This is a genomic window from Aquamicrobium sp. NLF2-7 (genome assembly GCF_022359935.1).
In the GTDB taxonomy this organism is placed as follows: Bacteria; Pseudomonadota; Alphaproteobacteria; order Rhizobiales; family Rhizobiaceae; genus Mesorhizobium; species Mesorhizobium lusatiense.
Window position 1 is genome coordinate 1,645,047 of record NZ_JAKSED010000001.1, and the last position, 13,567, is coordinate 1,658,613.

The following is a 13,567-nucleotide window of genomic DNA, read 5'->3' on the forward strand; positions in this document are numbered from 1 at the left end:
TTTTTGTCCCTTTCCGCTTCGCTTAGAGCACGCCGGCTTCGTTCTTGAGCTTGTCGACAAGCTCGGCCACCGAGCCAACCTTCACGCCCGCCTTGCGGCCGCCCGGCTCTTCGGTCTTCACAACCTTCAGGCGCGGCGCCACATCAGCGCCGAAATCGGCCGGGCTCTTCTCGTCCAGCGGCTTCTTCTTGGCCTTCATGATGTTGGGCAGCGAGGCATAGCGCGGCTCGTTGAGGCGCAGGTCCGTGGTCACGATCGCCGGCAGCTTCAGCTCCACCGTCTGCAGACCGCCGTCGACCTCGCGGGTAACCCTGGCCTTGTCGCCGTCGAGCTCGACCTTCGAGGCGAAGGTGCCCTGTGCCCAGCCCAGAAGCGCTGCCAGCATCTGGCCGGTCTGGTTGCTGTCGTCGTCGATCGCCTGCTTGCCCATGACCACCAGGCCCGGCTGTTCGGCCTCGACCACACCCTTGAGCACCTTGGCGACGCCCAGCGGCTCGACCGTCTCGTCCGACTTCACCAGAATGGCGCGGTCGGCGCCCATGGCCAGCGCCGTGCGCAGCGTCTCCTGCGCCTGCTGCGGGCCGACCGAGACCACGACGATCTCCGTAACCTTGCCCGCTTCCTTCAGGCGGATCGCTTCCTCGACCGCGATCTCGTCAAACGGGTTCATCGCCATCTTCACATTGGCAAGCTCAACACCGCTGCCGTCGGCCTTCACGCGAACCTTCACATTCGCATCAACAACCCGCTTGACGGGGACGAGAACTTTCATGTTGCACTCACCTCTCGAGATTTCCTTGGGTGCGCCATAACAGCGCTTTTCCAGTCAAAATTGTTCAAAGCCGACATTTCCGTTCGCTATAGGCCCGTTCGCCATAGACTGGTATGCGGCACCCTGTAGTGGCGGGAGGGCTTCCTCAGGCGGGCGGAACCGTAGTTGCGGCCCTTTGGCCCGTCAATATGTGCAGTGCAAACAAAATCGTTTGAATTGCCTGCTTTACTGCCTGCCCCAACGCGCAGCCGGCTTATCTTCGCTCACGGCCACCGGAGCCAACGTTACGTCATCCTCAGCGGCAGCATCAGCCACTTCTGCCGGCGCGAACAAAGGCACGTCCCGGCGTTTAAACAGAAGCAGCAGCACCGCACCGCCCAGAATCCCACCGACATGGCAGGCCCATGAAATCTGGTCTTCCCCCGCCCACAGGAACATCACGAACTGCAGGCCGATCCAGGCCGCCAGCGCCCACGCGGCAGGCACCCGCAACGGAATGCGGGCAAAGGCAAGGATCCACACCTTGTTGCGCGGATAAAGCATCAGATAAGCGGTGACGACGCCGGCCACCGCGCCGGATGCACCGATCAGCGGCGCCTGCGATTCCGGCGCCACCAGCCCATGCATCAAGGCGCCGGCCGCAGCACTCAGCAGATAGAAGGCGAGGAAGCGCAGATGCCCCATGGCATCTTCGACATTGTCGCCGAACACCCACAGAAACAGCATGTTGCCGCCAAGGTGCAGGACATCCAGATGCAGGAAGGAATAGGTGAGATAGCTCCAGCGCTCCGGCACCACGATGAACTGCGGCGCCAGCTCGGCATAGTGGTAGACGACCGACGGTATGAAGCCCAGCCCAAGCATCGCGGCGTTGGAGAAATCCTGGCCGCCCAGCGTCGTGACGCAATAGACGACGATGTTGAGCGCGATCAGCCCGATCGTGACATAGGCAAACCGTATGTGGTGCAGACGGTTGGTGTCATAAAGCGGGATGAACATGCGGCTCCTGTGGATACGGGCTCAGCGGTTCTTGCCTGGAACCCATAGCACATCGGCATTTCCGTTGTCATTGACGGCCCGTGCCGCAACGAAAAGCAGATCCGACACGCGGTTGATGTAGCGGATGCCTTCCGCGTTGACGTGCTCGCCCTCCTGCTGCGCCAGCGCCACCATCTCGCGCTCGGCGCGCCGAGCCACCGTGCGCGCCAGATGCAGCGCGGCGGCTGCCGGCGTTCCGCCGTTCAGCACGAAAGAGCGCAGTGGCTGGAGATCCTTGTTCAGCAGATCGATGTCCTGCTCGACGCGCTCGACCTGCGAGGCCACGATGCGCAGCGGCTCGTAGTCCAGCTTCCGGCCGGTGTCCGGCGTCGAAAGGTCTGCGCCGAGGTCGAACAGATCATTCTGGATGCGCCCCAGCATGGCGTCGATGAGAGGATGTGCGGATGCCGTGTGGACACGGGCCATGCCGATGCAGGCATTGGCCTCATCCACGGCGCCGTAGGCTTCCACGCGCTGGTCGCATTTCAGCCGCCGCTCGCCGGTCCCGAGCCCGGTGGTGCCGGCGTCGCCGGTGCGGGTGTAGATCTTGTTGAGCCTGACCATGACAACCTCTGGGACACCCCTTGGGATAACCTCCGGCCGGCTTACCTGCCGGCGATGTAGACGGCGAGAAGCAGGAAGACCAGCGCCACGAACTGCAGAATGATGCGCGCCTGCATCAGCTTGTTGGACGTGTTGCCCGACCCGCCGCGCATCATGTTCATCAGGCCGCGGATCAGCACGACGACCACGGCGAACATGAAGACGACGGCGATGATGTTGAAAGCGGTTGCCATATGCAGATGTCCGTTGCTGTATCGGGCTTTCGGGTTCAGGCGGCCCGCGAAAGTATGCGGTAGAACAGGTTCGCCGGCAGAAGCCGCTTGATGAGCGCGCCGACCCTGGCGGGCATCGTTACCACATAGTGCGCGCGCGGGCGTTGCGACACAAGCGCATGGCGCAGTGCCCGGTAGACGACGGCGGGCTCCGAGCGCACCTTGTCCGTGGTGCTGCGCACCTGCTCCATCTGCGCGCGATAATCGTCGCGATAGGAAGAATTACCGTAGTCGACATGCTTGAGGAACCAGACCATGCCGTTCCTGTGAATGTTGGAACGCACCGGGCCGGGCTCGATCAGCGAGACATGAATGCCCGAGCCTTCCAGTTCGAAACGCAGCGTCAGCATCAGCCCTTCCACCGCATGCTTGGAGGCGCAATAGGCGCCGCGCAGCCGCGCCGGCATCAGGCCGAGTATCGAGGAGCAGTGAACCAGCCGGCCATGCCCCTGTGCGCGCATCGCCGGCAGCACGCGCCGCGTCAGGTCATGCCAGCCGAACACATTGGCCTCGAACTGTTCGCGCAGGGCCTCCACCGGCAGGTCTTCCACCGCCCCGGCCTGTGCGTGGGCGCCATTGTTGTAGAGTGCATCGAGACGCCCGCCGGTCAGGTCCATCACGTCCCGGACGAGCGCTTCGATGGAGGCTGGCTCGCGATAGTCGAGATAGAAGGCTTCGAAGCCCTCGGCTTCCAGCGCTTCGATGTCCTGCTTTTTGCGCGCCGTGGCGAAAACCCGCCAGCCATCGGCCTTCAGCGCGCGGGCGCAGTAAGCGCCGATGCCTGAAGATGCTCCGGTGACGATGATGGTGGGCAACTGTGCGTCAGGACCGGCCATTCTTCCCCGGGGCTTGTCTTTCAGGGGCAACCTTTCCCATATTCGCGGCCTTGATTCAATCACGGGACCAGCCATTGTTACGCAGGATTGTAGCCGTCAAACGCGTTCTCTATGACGCGCTCGGGCATTTCAACGACGACGACGGATGGTCCATGGCCAGTCATCTGGCCATTTCGGCGCTGATGGCGCTGTTCCCGTTCCTGATCTTCGCGACCACGCTGGCATCGTTCCTCGGTGCGGAGGCCTTCGCCGACACCGCCGTGCATCTGGTGTTCGACACATGGCCGGAACAGATCGCAAAGCCCATCGCCAACGAAGTCCTCAACGTGCTGACCGTGCAGCGCACGGACCTTTTGACCTACGGCGTTCTGCTGGCCGCCTTCTTCGCCTCGAACGGCATCGAGGCCCTGCGCACCTCGCTGAACCGCGCCTACCGGGTGACGGAAGATCGCGGCATCATCTACCGGCGCATTCAAAGCCTCATTTTCGTGCTGATCGGCTCCGCCGTGTTCTTCGCCATCAGCGTGCTTCTGGTGTTCGCGCCGTTGCTGGCGCGGCTGGCGGAAGCGCATTTCGAATGGATCAGCCCCTATATGGGCACCATCACCTTCTGGCGTTACACCATCGCCGCCACCGTCATCATCGGCGCTCTGCTGGCGGTGCATATGTGGCTGCCGACCGGGCGGCGCAGCTTTCTGTCCATCCTGCCCGGCATCGGCTTTACCCTCGTGGCATGGGTTGTCGGCTCGATGATCTTTGGCGCCTATATCGACAATTTCTCGTCCTATGCCTCGACCTATGCGGGGCTTGCCTCGATCATGATCGCGGTGGTCTTCCTCTACATCGTGTCGGCGATCTTCATCCTCGGCGGTGAACTCAACGCAGCCATCAGCCGCTATCAGGAAGCGCGAGCCCGCGTCGGCGCCTGAGCACGCGCCGTGGCCAGCCCAACGCCCAGCGTGGTGATGGCCATGCCGACGATCTGGACGGGCGTGAGCGTTTCCCCGAACAGCGCCCAGGCCATCAGCGCGGTCACCGCCGGAACCAGATAGAACAGGGAGCCCACCTTCGACATTTCGCCGTCCCTGATCAGGATCATCAGCAGGAATATCGCGCCCACCGACAGGACCAGCACCAGCCACGTCATGGCAAACACCAGTTCGCCATTGAACACCACGGTGCGCGTCTCGAACAGGAGAGCGATGGGCACGGCGACGGCCGCGCCGCCCACATATTGCCAGAAGGTTCCCGTCACCAGATCGCCGCCGGAGCCGTGGCGCTTCTGCCAGATGGTTCCGGCGCTGATCGCCAGAACCGCACAGATCGATGCACCGAGCGTGGCCGGGGTGATGCCGCTGCCCGCCACTCCGAATTTCGGCCACAGCACGAGGATGACGCCGGCAAGGCCGATGCCCAGCCCCAGCCAGTGGCGCGGCTGGATCTTCTCGCCGAGCACCTGCCCCGCCATCACCGCCGTGACCAGCGGCTGGAGGCCGGCCACCAGCGCCGACAGGCCGGCCGGCATGCCGTGGCGCACCGCCCAGAATGTGCCCCCGAGATAGACGCCGTGCATCAGCACCCCTGCGCCCATGGCGTGACAGGCGGTGCGTGCCGGCAGCCTGCGCGCATGCAGGACGACGGCGAGGAAGGCGAAGATGACGGCTGCGATGACGAAACGCGCACCGAGGAAGGTGAACGGCTCCGCCCATGGCATGGCGTAGCGCGCGCCGATGAAGCCTGTCGCCCACAGAACCACGAACAGCGATGGGATGAAGCGCTTCATCGTAAACCTTTCAGCCGGTCAGACCGACATTGTTGTTCACGGCTTAGCGGCCTCATCCCTGTCAGGCAAAGCAAAACCTGTAGGCCATCGGGCTTACTGGCCGACGAGCCGCCGGATTTCCTGCGGCGTGGCGCCAGCGGTCCGCAGGGCGGAAAGTCCGGTGGACTTCATGCTTTTCGACAGCTTGCGCCCGTCCTCGCCCAGAATCAGCCGGTGATGGCGATAAAGCGGTGCAGGCAGCCCCAGAAGCTCCTGCAAAAGACGCTGGACGGCGGTTGCATGATAAAGATCGCGACCCCGCACCACATGGGTTACGCCCTGCAGCGCATCGTCGGTCACCACAGACAGATGATAGCTGGTCGGGATTTCACGACGCGCCAGAATGACGTCACCCCATGCGGCGGCATCGGCTTCCACGGTTGCGACCTCGGCGAGGCCGTCATCCTGATACTCCTGCCATGACAGCTTCCGCCCAATCCGGGCGAGCGCCGCCGCCATATCCAGCCGCCAAGCGAAGGCGTGGCCCTCATCGATGCGATGCTGCCGTTCCTGCGAGCCAAGCGTCTTGTCGAGCCCCGGATAGAGCGGCGCGCCATCCGGGTCACGGGGCCAGCCCGTGCCATCCCCTTCCCGCGCTTCCGCAAATGTCCTGATTTCCCCCCGGCTCATGAAAGCCGGGTAGACCAGCTCCTCGCGGATGAGTTCGGCGAGCACCTCCCGATACGTGCCTAAATGGGCGGACTGGCGACGCACTGGCTCCTCCCAGGCAATGCCGAGCCAGCGCAGATTCTCATAGATGCCTGCCTCGAACTGTGGTGTGCAGCGCGTGGTGTCGATGTCCTCGATGCGCAGGAGCAGCCTGCCGCCAGCCATCTTCGCCAGATCGTCGTTGAGCATGGCGGAAAGCGCATGGCCAAGGTGCAGTTCGCCGTTGGGGCTGGGTGCGAAGCGAAAGATCGGTGCTGTCATGCTGCTGCGGCAAATCGGGTTGTGCGGCGCTCTCGCCGATTGCTACTCTCGCCGGGCAATCGACACAAGCAAACCCTGAACACAAGCATTCCCATGCAGCGCATCGAAACAATGGTACATATCACGCAGGGTCTCGATGCGCTCGTCGCGCTCGATCCGCGTCTCGCCATAGTACGCGAACGCGCCGGCGACGTGCCGCTGCGCCTTTCCGAGCCCGGCTTTCACAGCCTCGCCTCGATCCTGATCTCGCAGCAGGTGTCGCGGGCCAGTGCGGATGCCATATTCGGCCGCCTCACCGCCATGCTCGATCCGCTGACGCCGCAGGCCGTGCTGGAGGCCGACGAAGCCATCTTCCGCACCGCCGGCCTTTCGCGCCCCAAACAACGCTCCATTCTTGCTGCTGCGACGGCGGTGGCGGAGGGCCTCGATCTCGACGGGCTCTGCCGGCTCGATGCCGCCGAGGCGCACCGCCGCCTTACCGCCATTTCCGGCATCGGCACATGGACGGCGGATTGCTATCTGCTGTTTGCTGCCGGCCATCCCGACATCTTTCCCGCACGCGATGTCGCGCTGCAGACCGCAGTGGGCCATGCCCTGACCATAGACCCGCGCCCGGGTGAAAAGCCGCTTCTGCGGCTGGCCGAATCATGGCGCCCATGGCGGGGCGTGGCGGCGCGCCTTTTCTGGGCCTATTACCGCGAACTGAAGGGGCGTGAGGCCGCACCTCCCGCCTGAAACCTCGAAAAACCGCACAAAACGGGGGTTTTGCAGGCATCGCGACCTGCACAATCCGCTTCACATGACTGTCATGGGAGGCGTAGAATATCCGCGACATCCAGAGCATGATCAACGCAGCAAAGGAGGTTGGACAGGTGACGGTCGCCGTATCTCCGGATGGGCTTCCCGCGCTGGTGCTGAACGCGGATTATCGCCCGCTCAGCTACTATCCCCTGTCGCTGTGGTCATGGCAGGACGCCATCAAGGCCGTGTTCCTCGAACGCGTCAACATCGTCGCCGAATATGAGCATGCGATCTCCTCGCCGAGCTTCTCCATGAAGCTGCCGAGCGTGGTGAGCCTGAAGACCTATGTGAAGCCCTCCCGCTACCCGGCCTTCACCCGCTTCAACGTGTTCCTGCGCGACCGCTTCCGCTGCCAGTATTGCAACACGACCGAGGATCTGACCTTCGACCACGTCATCCCACGTCGTTGTGGCGGCATGACGACGTGGGAGAACATAGTCGCCGCCTGTTCCCCCTGTAATCTGCGAAAAGGGGGCATGCTGCCGTCTCAGGCCAGAATGTGGCCTCAGCAGAAGCCCTACCAGCCCACGGTGCAGGACCTGCACAACAACGGCCGGCTCTTCCCGCCCAACCATCTGCACGAAAGCTGGATGGATTTTCTCTACTGGGATGTCGAACTGGAACCGTGAGGCGCTTGCCTGGCCCCGGCGGTCAGCATTCCTCGCCGAAGCGGTTGGAAATCAGTTCCTCAAGCGCATCCAGCGCCGCGCCGGCATCAGCGCCGCGGGCAATCACGCGCACCGAGCAGCCGGGGCTGGCAGCCAGCATCATCAGCCCCATGATCGAGGTGCCGCCGACGCGGGTACCGTCCTTCTCGACGAAAATCTCCGCCTCGAAACCGGATACCATCTGCACGAACTTGGCCGAAGCGCGCGCATGAAGGCCGCGCTGATTGACGATCTTCACGTCGCGCGCCAGCTCTTCCATGTTATCGGCTTCAATGCTCATGTGCCGGCTCATTTACTGGCCAGCAGCTGGCTTGCGACATTGATGTATTTGCGGCCTGCCGCCTGCGCCTCTTCAAGGGCTGCCTGCATGTCGTCATTCTTGCGCACGCTCGAAAGCTTGATCAGCATCGGCAGGTTCATGCCGGCAATCACTTCGGCGCGGCCGGCCTCCATGACCGAGATCGCAAGGTTCGAGGGCGTGCCGCCGAACATGTCGGTGAGAACTATGACGCCGGTTCCGGTGTCCACCTCGGCCACCGCCTCGACAATGTCGCGGCGGCGCTGCTCCATGTCGTCATCGGCACCGATCGAGACCGTTGCAACCTGTTCCTGAGGTCCGACCACATGTTCCAGCGCATAGCGGAACTCTTCGGCCAGTCGACCGTGCGTCACGAGCACGAGTCCGATCATCGTTGGATGGCTCCCGTCATGGCCCCTTCACAAGCGCTTTTTATACTCGCCACCCCGGCGACTTGGGAGCGCTATCTTGTCGAGACGTGGCGCGTTGACAAGCCCTAAAGTGCACCTCGGGTGGCCATATTGCCGCATTGCAGCATCATTCTGCCCTGAAAGGCGGCAATTTCAGCCAGGCGGCCAGCATCTGCAGCGCACAAACGACATTCCGGGCCGGCAGATCAATGCGCGGTACCACGCATCCGGCGACGGTTTCATGCGCCTCTTCCTGAAGGCGCGGCAATTCCGTATCGGGCACCAGCCGCACCATCAGATCAATCACGGCGCCATCTTCGCTGGCCGCCAGTCTTTGCGGCCCGATGCCGCAGACTTCAGCCAGACCCGAAATCGTGTCGGGAGCATGGCAAACCAGCCGCCCGCCATGGCCGCTTGCAAAAACCTGATCGTCCGCCACCAGCCGGCAGAAACGCCCGCGGGTGCCAAGCCTGTCGACCAGGGCGAGCGCGAGCGTGCTTTTCCCCGACCCTGACGGGCCGATGATCAGGACGCCCTTGTCGGCGACCACAACAGCCGTGCCATGGATATTCGACGCCGGCCCGGCCTGCACGACGGCGCTCACAGCTCGCCCGGCAGCACGATGGTGAACCGTGCCCCCAGCACTTCGCCCGGCTTGTCGGCCGGAATGTTACCGGCCGTCAGCGTGCCGCCATGCGCCTCCACGATCTGGCGGCTGATCGACAGGCCGAGGCCCGAATTCTGACCGAATGCCTCACTCGACGGGCGGTCGGTATAAAACCGCTCGAAGATGCGCTCGACCGCATCGGGACGGATGCCCGGGCCGTTATCATCGATGGTGATGACGTTCGAATTTCCCTTACGCGCCAGCGAGATCGAAACAACGCCGTGTTCTTCCGGCACGAAGGAACGTGCGTTCTCGATCAGATTGGTGATCACCTGCCCGAGCCGCAATTCGTGGCCGCTTACCCGGTAGCCTTTGAAACCTGCGGGCAGATCGGCGACATGAAGCCTGATATCGACCGGCTTCTTGTGGCCCGACGCCTCGCGCGAGACCGCGACCAGATCGGTGATGAATTTCTTCAGGTCGACGCTGTCCGCATCCTCGCGCGCCAGTTCAGCATCGAGGCGCGAGGCATCGGAAATATCGGTGATCAGCCGGTCCAGCCGGCGCACATCGTGCTGGATCACCTCCAGCAGCCGCTCACGCGATGCTTCGGATTTGGCAAGCGGAAGGGTCTCGACCGCGCTGCGCAGCGAAGTGAGCGGATTCTTCAGTTCGTGGCTGACATCGGCCGCGAAGCTTTCGATGGCGTCGATGCGGGCATAGAGCGCATTGGTCATGTCGCGCACCGCGACGGAGAGATTGCCGATCTCGTCCTGCCGGTCGGAGAAATCCGGGATCTCCTCGCGGCTCTTGACCCCGCGCCGCACGCGCACCGCAGCGGCAGCCAGCCGGCGCAGCGGGTTGGCGATGGTGGAAGCCAGCAGCAGCGACATCAGCGCCGTGACCAGCGCGGCAATGCCGAACACGCGCAGGATCGCCTTGCGCTCGGCGGCGACGATCTTGTCAATGTCGCCCTCGGTGGACAGCATCAGAACGCCCAGCACCGCCCGGAAGCGCTGGATCGGCACGGCGACAGAAACCACCTGCTCGCCCTTTTCCGAAATGCGTACGATCGTCGAAGGGCTGCCGGTCAGCGCTTTCATCACTTCCGGATAGGCGGCGCCATTGCCGCCCGGCTGCTCGTGATAGACGGGCAGGTCCCGGTTCCTGAACAGGTCGAAGACGAAACGCTCCGCCCGCTCAAGAAAGTTCGGCTTGTCCTCTTCCAGAGGCGGCAGGTCGTAGCGCAGGATCTGGCCGCGCGAGTAGAGCCGGCGCGAATCCAGCAACAGGATGGCGTCCCGGTCGTAGACCCGCGCGCGCGTGTTGGTGGGGGAGATCAGCCGGCGCAGCAGGGGCGCGACGCGCTCCGGGTTGATCGGAAAATCGAGATTGTCGAGCTGGTCCGATCCCGGCGCGAGACTTTCACCGGCCTGCAGTTCCAGCAGCTTTTCCGGGTCGATGCTGATCGAATCCGTTTCGATCGTAGCCGAAGAGGCGATGGCGCTGGCGATGATCTCGCCCTGCGTCATCAGGCTTTCCACGCGCGCGTCGATCAGGCCGTCGCGGAACGTGTTCAGATAGAGAATGCCGGTGACCATGACGGCAAGGCCGGCAAGGTTGACGAACAGGATGCGCCGCGTGAGGCTGGAAAAGACGTGGTGGCCGAGGAAGCGGCGCACGGGCACGGTCAGCCGCGACAGCACCGAAAGACGGCGCACGGGGCGTCTCGATACACCCCCCTGCTTCCTGAGCTGTGCTTCGCTGACCATGGCCCCCGCAGCCTCATGCGTGCCGCGCCTATAGCAATTCCAGCAAGAATGCGCAGCGGTTTTGCGTTCGGAATTGCCTCAAAACAAAAGGTCAGAGCGTTTCTGCGATTCCGGGAAAAGCAGAAATGCTCTAGGCTTCCTTGAAACGATAGCCCACGCCGTAAAGCGTCTCGATCATCTCGAAGTCGTCGTCCACCATCTTGAACTTCTTGCGCAGGCGCTTGATGTGGCTGTCGATGGTGCGGTCATCCACATAGACCTGCTCATCATAGGCCGAATCCATCAGCGCGTCGCGGCTCTTCACCACGCCGGGCCTTTGCGCCAGCGAATGGAGGATGAGGAATTCCGTCACCGTCAGCGTGACCGGCACCCCCTTCCAGGTGCAGGTGTGGCGCTCCTGATCCATCACCAGCTGGCCGCGCTCCAGCGAACGGGTCTGCTGGTTCGGGGTTTTGGCGGCGGTTTCGCGCGCGCCTGCACGGCGCAGCACCGCCTTGACGCGCTCGACAAGCAGGCGCTGCGAGAACGGTTTGCGGATGAAATCGTCGGCGCCCATCTTGAGGCCGAACAGCTCGTCGATCTCGTCATCCTTGGAGGTGAGGAAGATCACCGGCAGATCGGTCTTCTGCCGCAGCCGGCGCAGAAGCTCCATGCCGTCCATGCGCGGCATCTTGATGTCGAGGATAGCGAGGTTCGGCGGACGGGCGGCCAGCCCTTCCAGCGCCGAAGCACCATCGGTATAGGTCTCCACCCTGTAGCCCTCGGATTCCAGCGCTATGGAAACCGAAGTCAGAATGTTGCGGTCGTCGTCGACAAGCGCGATCGTTGCCATTTCGAGCGGCTCCCTCATGGGCGAGTATCCCTTCTAAAAGCAGAAGGGCTTGTGCAGGACAAATTAGGTACAAAATGTGGCACGTCCATTCAACCGCGCCAAGGCCGCCAGGCACATTTGCAGCCGACAAAAAACGAACCGCCAAGCCTTCTGTCCCGCTGGCAGACGAGTTTTTACACACATATAAACGATTTAAACAACTTTCAAAATTTTTAAATCGATTAATGATTTGAAATTACTGACTTTTTCTGTTTGTGAGCAGAAAAGGCTCCGGAAACGCCAGCCTTTCCCTCATCGCATCCGCGTATATTGAAAGGACTTCCATGTCGGAAATCGGCAAACGCAATCCTGCACTCGGGCTCGATACACTCGGTCTCAGCACGACGGGACAGGTGTATTTCAATCTCGGCCCGGCAGAGCTCTGCGAGGAGGCTGTCCGCCGCGGCGAGGCAACGCTGACCGCCCATGGCGCGCTTGTCGCCGACACGGGGCAGTTTACGGGACGTTCGCCCAGGGACAAGTTTGTCGTTCGCGACGGGAACACCGAAGCCCATGTCTGGTGGGACAACAACAATGCCATGACGCCGGCGCAGTTCGACGCGCTCTATGCCGATTTCCTGAAGCATGCGTCGGGCAAGGACCTGTTCGTGCAGGACCTGATCGGCGGCGCCGATCGCTCGCTGAGCCTGCCGACGCGCGTGATCACCGAATTCGCATGGCATTCCATGTTCATCCGCAACCTGTTGATCCGCCTCACCGATGAGGAGATCGCCGGTTTCGTTCCGGAAATGACCATCATCGACCTGCCCTCCTTCCGCGCTGACAACAGCAGGCATGGCGGCCGCAGCGAGACGCTCATCGCCGTCGACCTGACCCGCAAGATCGTTCTGATCGGCGGCACGAAATATGCCGGCGAGATGAAGAAATCGGTGTTCACCGCGCTGAACTACATCCTGCCCGCCAAGGGCGTCATGCCCATGCACTGCTCGGCCAACGAAGGCCCGGACGGCGACGCCGCCGTGTTCTTCGGCCTCTCCGGCACCGGCAAGACCACGCTTTCGGCCGATCCGAAGCGTACGCTGATCGGCGACGACGAGCATGGCTGGGGCCCGGACGGCATCTTCAACTTCGAGGGCGGCTGCTACGCCAAGACCATCCGTCTTTCGGCAGAGGCCGAGCCGGAAATCTTCGCCACCACGCGCCGTTTCGGCACAGTGCTGGAAAATGTCGTGCTCGATGAGAAGCGCGTTCCCGACTTCGACGACGGCTCGCGCACCGAGAACACGCGCTGCGCCTATCCGCTCGACTTCATCCCCAACGCCAGCGCCACCGGCCGCGCCAGCCACCCGAAGAACATCATCATGCTGACCGCCGATGCCTTCGGCGTGATGCCGCCGATCGCGAAGCTGACGCCGGCGCAGGCCATGTATCACTTCCTGTCAGGCTACACCGCCAAAGTGGCCGGCACGGAGCGTGGTGTGACTGAACCGGAAGCGACCTTCTCGACCTGCTTCGGCGCACCCTTCATGCCCCGCCATCCTTCAGAATACGGCAATCTGCTGCGCGAACTGATCGCCGAGCACAATGTCGATTGCTGGCTCGTCAACACCGGCTGGACCGGCGGCGCCTACGGCGTCGGCAGCCGCATGCCGATCAGGGCAACGCGTGCCCTTCTGACGGCCGCCCTCGACGGTTCGCTCAAGCAGGCCGAATTCCGCACCGACCCGAATTTCGGCTTCGAGGTGCCTGTTTCGGTGCCGGGCGTCGACCAGTCGATCCTCGACCCGCGCTCGACCTGGGCCGACAAGCAAGGCTACGACCGTCAGGCCGCGAAGCTGGTCGGCATGTTCATCGACAATTTCGGCAAGTTCGAAACCCATGTCGATGCAACCGTCAGGAGCGCGGCCCCGAAGGTGCAGGAAGCCGCCGAGTAAGGCGCACACAC

General features: G+C 63.0%; 16 protein-coding genes. 4 read left to right on the forward strand and 12 right to left on the reverse strand.

Annotated elements, in window-relative coordinates; genetic code table 11:
- Positions 1 to 22: 22 nt before the first annotated feature.
- The 5 genes from MIC97_RS08030 to MIC97_RS08050 all read right to left on the reverse strand — a co-directional run bounded on the left by MIC97_RS08030 (position 23) and on the right by MIC97_RS08050 (position 3,482).
- On the reverse strand, positions 23 to 772 hold the full coding sequence (locus MIC97_RS08030; protein WP_239799583.1) for an electron transfer flavoprotein subunit beta/FixA family protein: 750 nt from the start codon (positions 770 to 772) through the stop codon (positions 23 to 25).
- A 225-nt stretch (positions 773 to 997) separates the two neighbouring features.
- Entirely contained in the window at positions 998 to 1,771 is a 774-nt protein-coding gene (locus tag MIC97_RS08035; RefSeq protein WP_239799584.1) for a rhomboid family intramembrane serine protease, read from the reverse strand.
- Between the two features lie 21 nt (positions 1,772 to 1,792).
- A complete protein-coding gene (locus tag MIC97_RS08040; RefSeq protein ID WP_239799585.1) occupies positions 1,793 to 2,374 on the reverse strand; it encodes a cob(I)yrinic acid a,c-diamide adenosyltransferase in 582 nt (193 codons plus the stop codon).
- Between the two features lie 41 nt (positions 2,375 to 2,415).
- Entirely contained in the window at positions 2,416 to 2,607 is a 192-nt protein-coding gene (locus tag MIC97_RS08045; protein ID WP_239799586.1) for a twin transmembrane helix small protein, read from the reverse strand.
- Positions 2,608 to 2,642: 35 nt separating this feature from the next.
- Positions 2,643 to 3,482 (reverse strand): SDR family oxidoreductase, encoded by an 840-nt coding sequence (locus tag MIC97_RS08050; RefSeq protein ID WP_239799587.1) that lies wholly within the window; start codon positions 3,480 to 3,482, stop codon positions 2,643 to 2,645.
- 74 nt (positions 3,483 to 3,556) lie between these two features.
- Between MIC97_RS08050 and MIC97_RS08055 the strand changes: the two genes are divergently transcribed.
- The gene (locus MIC97_RS08055; protein ID WP_183824186.1) at positions 3,557 to 4,411 is read left to right on the forward strand and encodes a YihY/virulence factor BrkB family protein; all 855 of its coding nucleotides are present in this window, start codon (positions 3,557 to 3,559) and stop codon (positions 4,409 to 4,411) included.
- On the opposite strand, the gene MIC97_RS08060 is transcribed toward MIC97_RS08055, so the two are convergent.
- The gene (locus tag MIC97_RS08060) at positions 4,381 to 5,265 is read right to left on the reverse strand and encodes a DMT family transporter (protein ID WP_239799588.1); all 885 of its coding nucleotides are present in this window, start codon (positions 5,263 to 5,265) and stop codon (positions 4,381 to 4,383) included. The two genes, MIC97_RS08055 and MIC97_RS08060, sit on opposite strands and share 31 nt — an antisense overlap.
- Before the next feature lie 93 nt (positions 5,266 to 5,358).
- Positions 5,359 to 6,234, reverse strand: coding sequence for a tRNA glutamyl-Q(34) synthetase GluQRS (gluQRS, locus tag MIC97_RS08065; RefSeq protein WP_239799589.1), 876 nt, complete (start codon positions 6,232 to 6,234; stop codon positions 5,359 to 5,361).
- 93 nt (positions 6,235 to 6,327) lie between these two features.
- Between gluQRS and MIC97_RS08070 the strand changes: the two genes are divergently transcribed.
- Together MIC97_RS08070 and MIC97_RS08075 are read left to right on the forward strand one after the other, a co-directional pair.
- A complete protein-coding gene (locus MIC97_RS08070; RefSeq protein ID WP_239799590.1) occupies positions 6,328 to 6,969 on the forward strand; it encodes a DNA-3-methyladenine glycosylase in 642 nt (213 codons plus the stop codon).
- A 137-nt stretch (positions 6,970 to 7,106) separates the two neighbouring features.
- A complete protein-coding gene (locus MIC97_RS08075; protein ID WP_239801069.1) occupies positions 7,107 to 7,664 on the forward strand; it encodes an HNH endonuclease in 558 nt (185 codons plus the stop codon).
- A 22-nt stretch (positions 7,665 to 7,686) separates the two neighbouring features.
- Here MIC97_RS08075 and MIC97_RS08080 read toward each other — a convergent pair whose 3' ends face one another.
- The 5 genes from MIC97_RS08080 to MIC97_RS08100 all read right to left on the reverse strand — a co-directional run bounded on the left by MIC97_RS08080 (position 7,687) and on the right by MIC97_RS08100 (position 11,622).
- Positions 7,687 to 7,983 (reverse strand): HPr family phosphocarrier protein, encoded by a 297-nt coding sequence (locus tag MIC97_RS08080; protein ID WP_239799591.1) that lies wholly within the window; start codon positions 7,981 to 7,983, stop codon positions 7,687 to 7,689.
- Positions 7,984 to 7,991: 8 nt separating this feature from the next.
- The gene (locus tag MIC97_RS08085) at positions 7,992 to 8,393 is read right to left on the reverse strand and encodes a PTS sugar transporter subunit IIA (protein WP_183824202.1); all 402 of its coding nucleotides are present in this window, start codon (positions 8,391 to 8,393) and stop codon (positions 7,992 to 7,994) included.
- A 145-nt stretch (positions 8,394 to 8,538) separates the two neighbouring features.
- Positions 8,539 to 9,015, reverse strand: a complete 477-nt coding sequence (locus MIC97_RS08090; protein ID WP_239799592.1) for an HPr kinase/phosphatase C-terminal domain-containing protein — start codon at positions 9,013 to 9,015, stop codon at positions 8,539 to 8,541.
- Positions 9,012 to 10,790 (reverse strand): sensor histidine kinase, encoded by a 1,779-nt coding sequence (locus tag MIC97_RS08095; protein WP_239799593.1) that lies wholly within the window; start codon positions 10,788 to 10,790, stop codon positions 9,012 to 9,014. Before MIC97_RS08095 ends, MIC97_RS08090 begins: the two co-directional genes overlap by 4 nt.
- A 130-nt stretch (positions 10,791 to 10,920) precedes the next feature.
- Positions 10,921 to 11,622 carry a response regulator transcription factor gene (locus MIC97_RS08100; protein ID WP_183831199.1) on the reverse strand — a complete coding sequence of 234 codons (702 nt, stop codon included), beginning with the start codon at positions 11,620 to 11,622 and terminating at the stop codon, positions 10,921 to 10,923.
- Between the two features lie 323 nt (positions 11,623 to 11,945).
- Here MIC97_RS08100 and MIC97_RS08105 point away from each other — a divergent pair, with 323 nt between their 5' ends.
- Positions 11,946 to 13,556 (forward strand): phosphoenolpyruvate carboxykinase, encoded by a 1,611-nt coding sequence (locus MIC97_RS08105; RefSeq protein WP_239799594.1) that lies wholly within the window; start codon positions 11,946 to 11,948, stop codon positions 13,554 to 13,556.
- Positions 13,557 to 13,567 lie beyond the last annotated feature (11 nt).

Bases quoted from the DNA above. Each gene is read 5' to 3' on its own strand.
- MIC97_RS08035 (WP_239799584.1), bottom strand. From the start codon at position 1,771: ATGTTCATCCCGCTTTATGACACCAACCGTCTGCACCACATACGGTTT.
- MIC97_RS08070 (WP_239799590.1), top strand. From the start codon at position 6,328: ATGCAGCGCATCGAAACAATGGTACATATCACGCAGGGTCTCGATGCG.
- MIC97_RS08050 (WP_239799587.1), bottom strand. From the start codon at position 3,482: ATGGCCGGTCCTGACGCACAGTTGCCCACCATCATCGTCACCGGAGCA.
- MIC97_RS08045 (WP_239799586.1), bottom strand. From the start codon at position 2,607: ATGGCAACCGCTTTCAACATCATCGCCGTCGTCTTCATGTTCGCCGTG.
- gluQRS (WP_239799589.1), bottom strand. From the start codon at position 6,234: ATGACAGCACCGATCTTTCGCTTCGCACCCAGCCCCAACGGCGAACTG.
- MIC97_RS08100 (WP_183831199.1), bottom strand. From the start codon at position 11,622: ATGGCAACGATCGCGCTTGTCGACGACGACCGCAACATTCTGACTTCG.
- MIC97_RS08040 (WP_239799585.1), bottom strand. From the start codon at position 2,374: ATGGTCAGGCTCAACAAGATCTACACCCGCACCGGCGACGCCGGCACC.
- MIC97_RS08095 (WP_239799593.1), bottom strand. From the start codon at position 10,790: ATGGTCAGCGAAGCACAGCTCAGGAAGCAGGGGGGTGTATCGAGACGC.
- MIC97_RS08080 (WP_239799591.1), bottom strand. From the start codon at position 7,983: ATGAGCATTGAAGCCGATAACATGGAAGAGCTGGCGCGCGACGTGAAG.
- MIC97_RS08105 (WP_239799594.1), top strand. From the start codon at position 11,946: ATGTCGGAAATCGGCAAACGCAATCCTGCACTCGGGCTCGATACACTC.
- MIC97_RS08085 (WP_183824202.1), bottom strand. From the start codon at position 8,393: ATGATCGGACTCGTGCTCGTGACGCACGGTCGACTGGCCGAAGAGTTC.
- MIC97_RS08060 (WP_239799588.1), bottom strand. From the start codon at position 5,265: ATGAAGCGCTTCATCCCATCGCTGTTCGTGGTTCTGTGGGCGACAGGC.
- MIC97_RS08030 (WP_239799583.1), bottom strand. From the start codon at position 772: ATGAAAGTTCTCGTCCCCGTCAAGCGGGTTGTTGATGCGAATGTGAAG.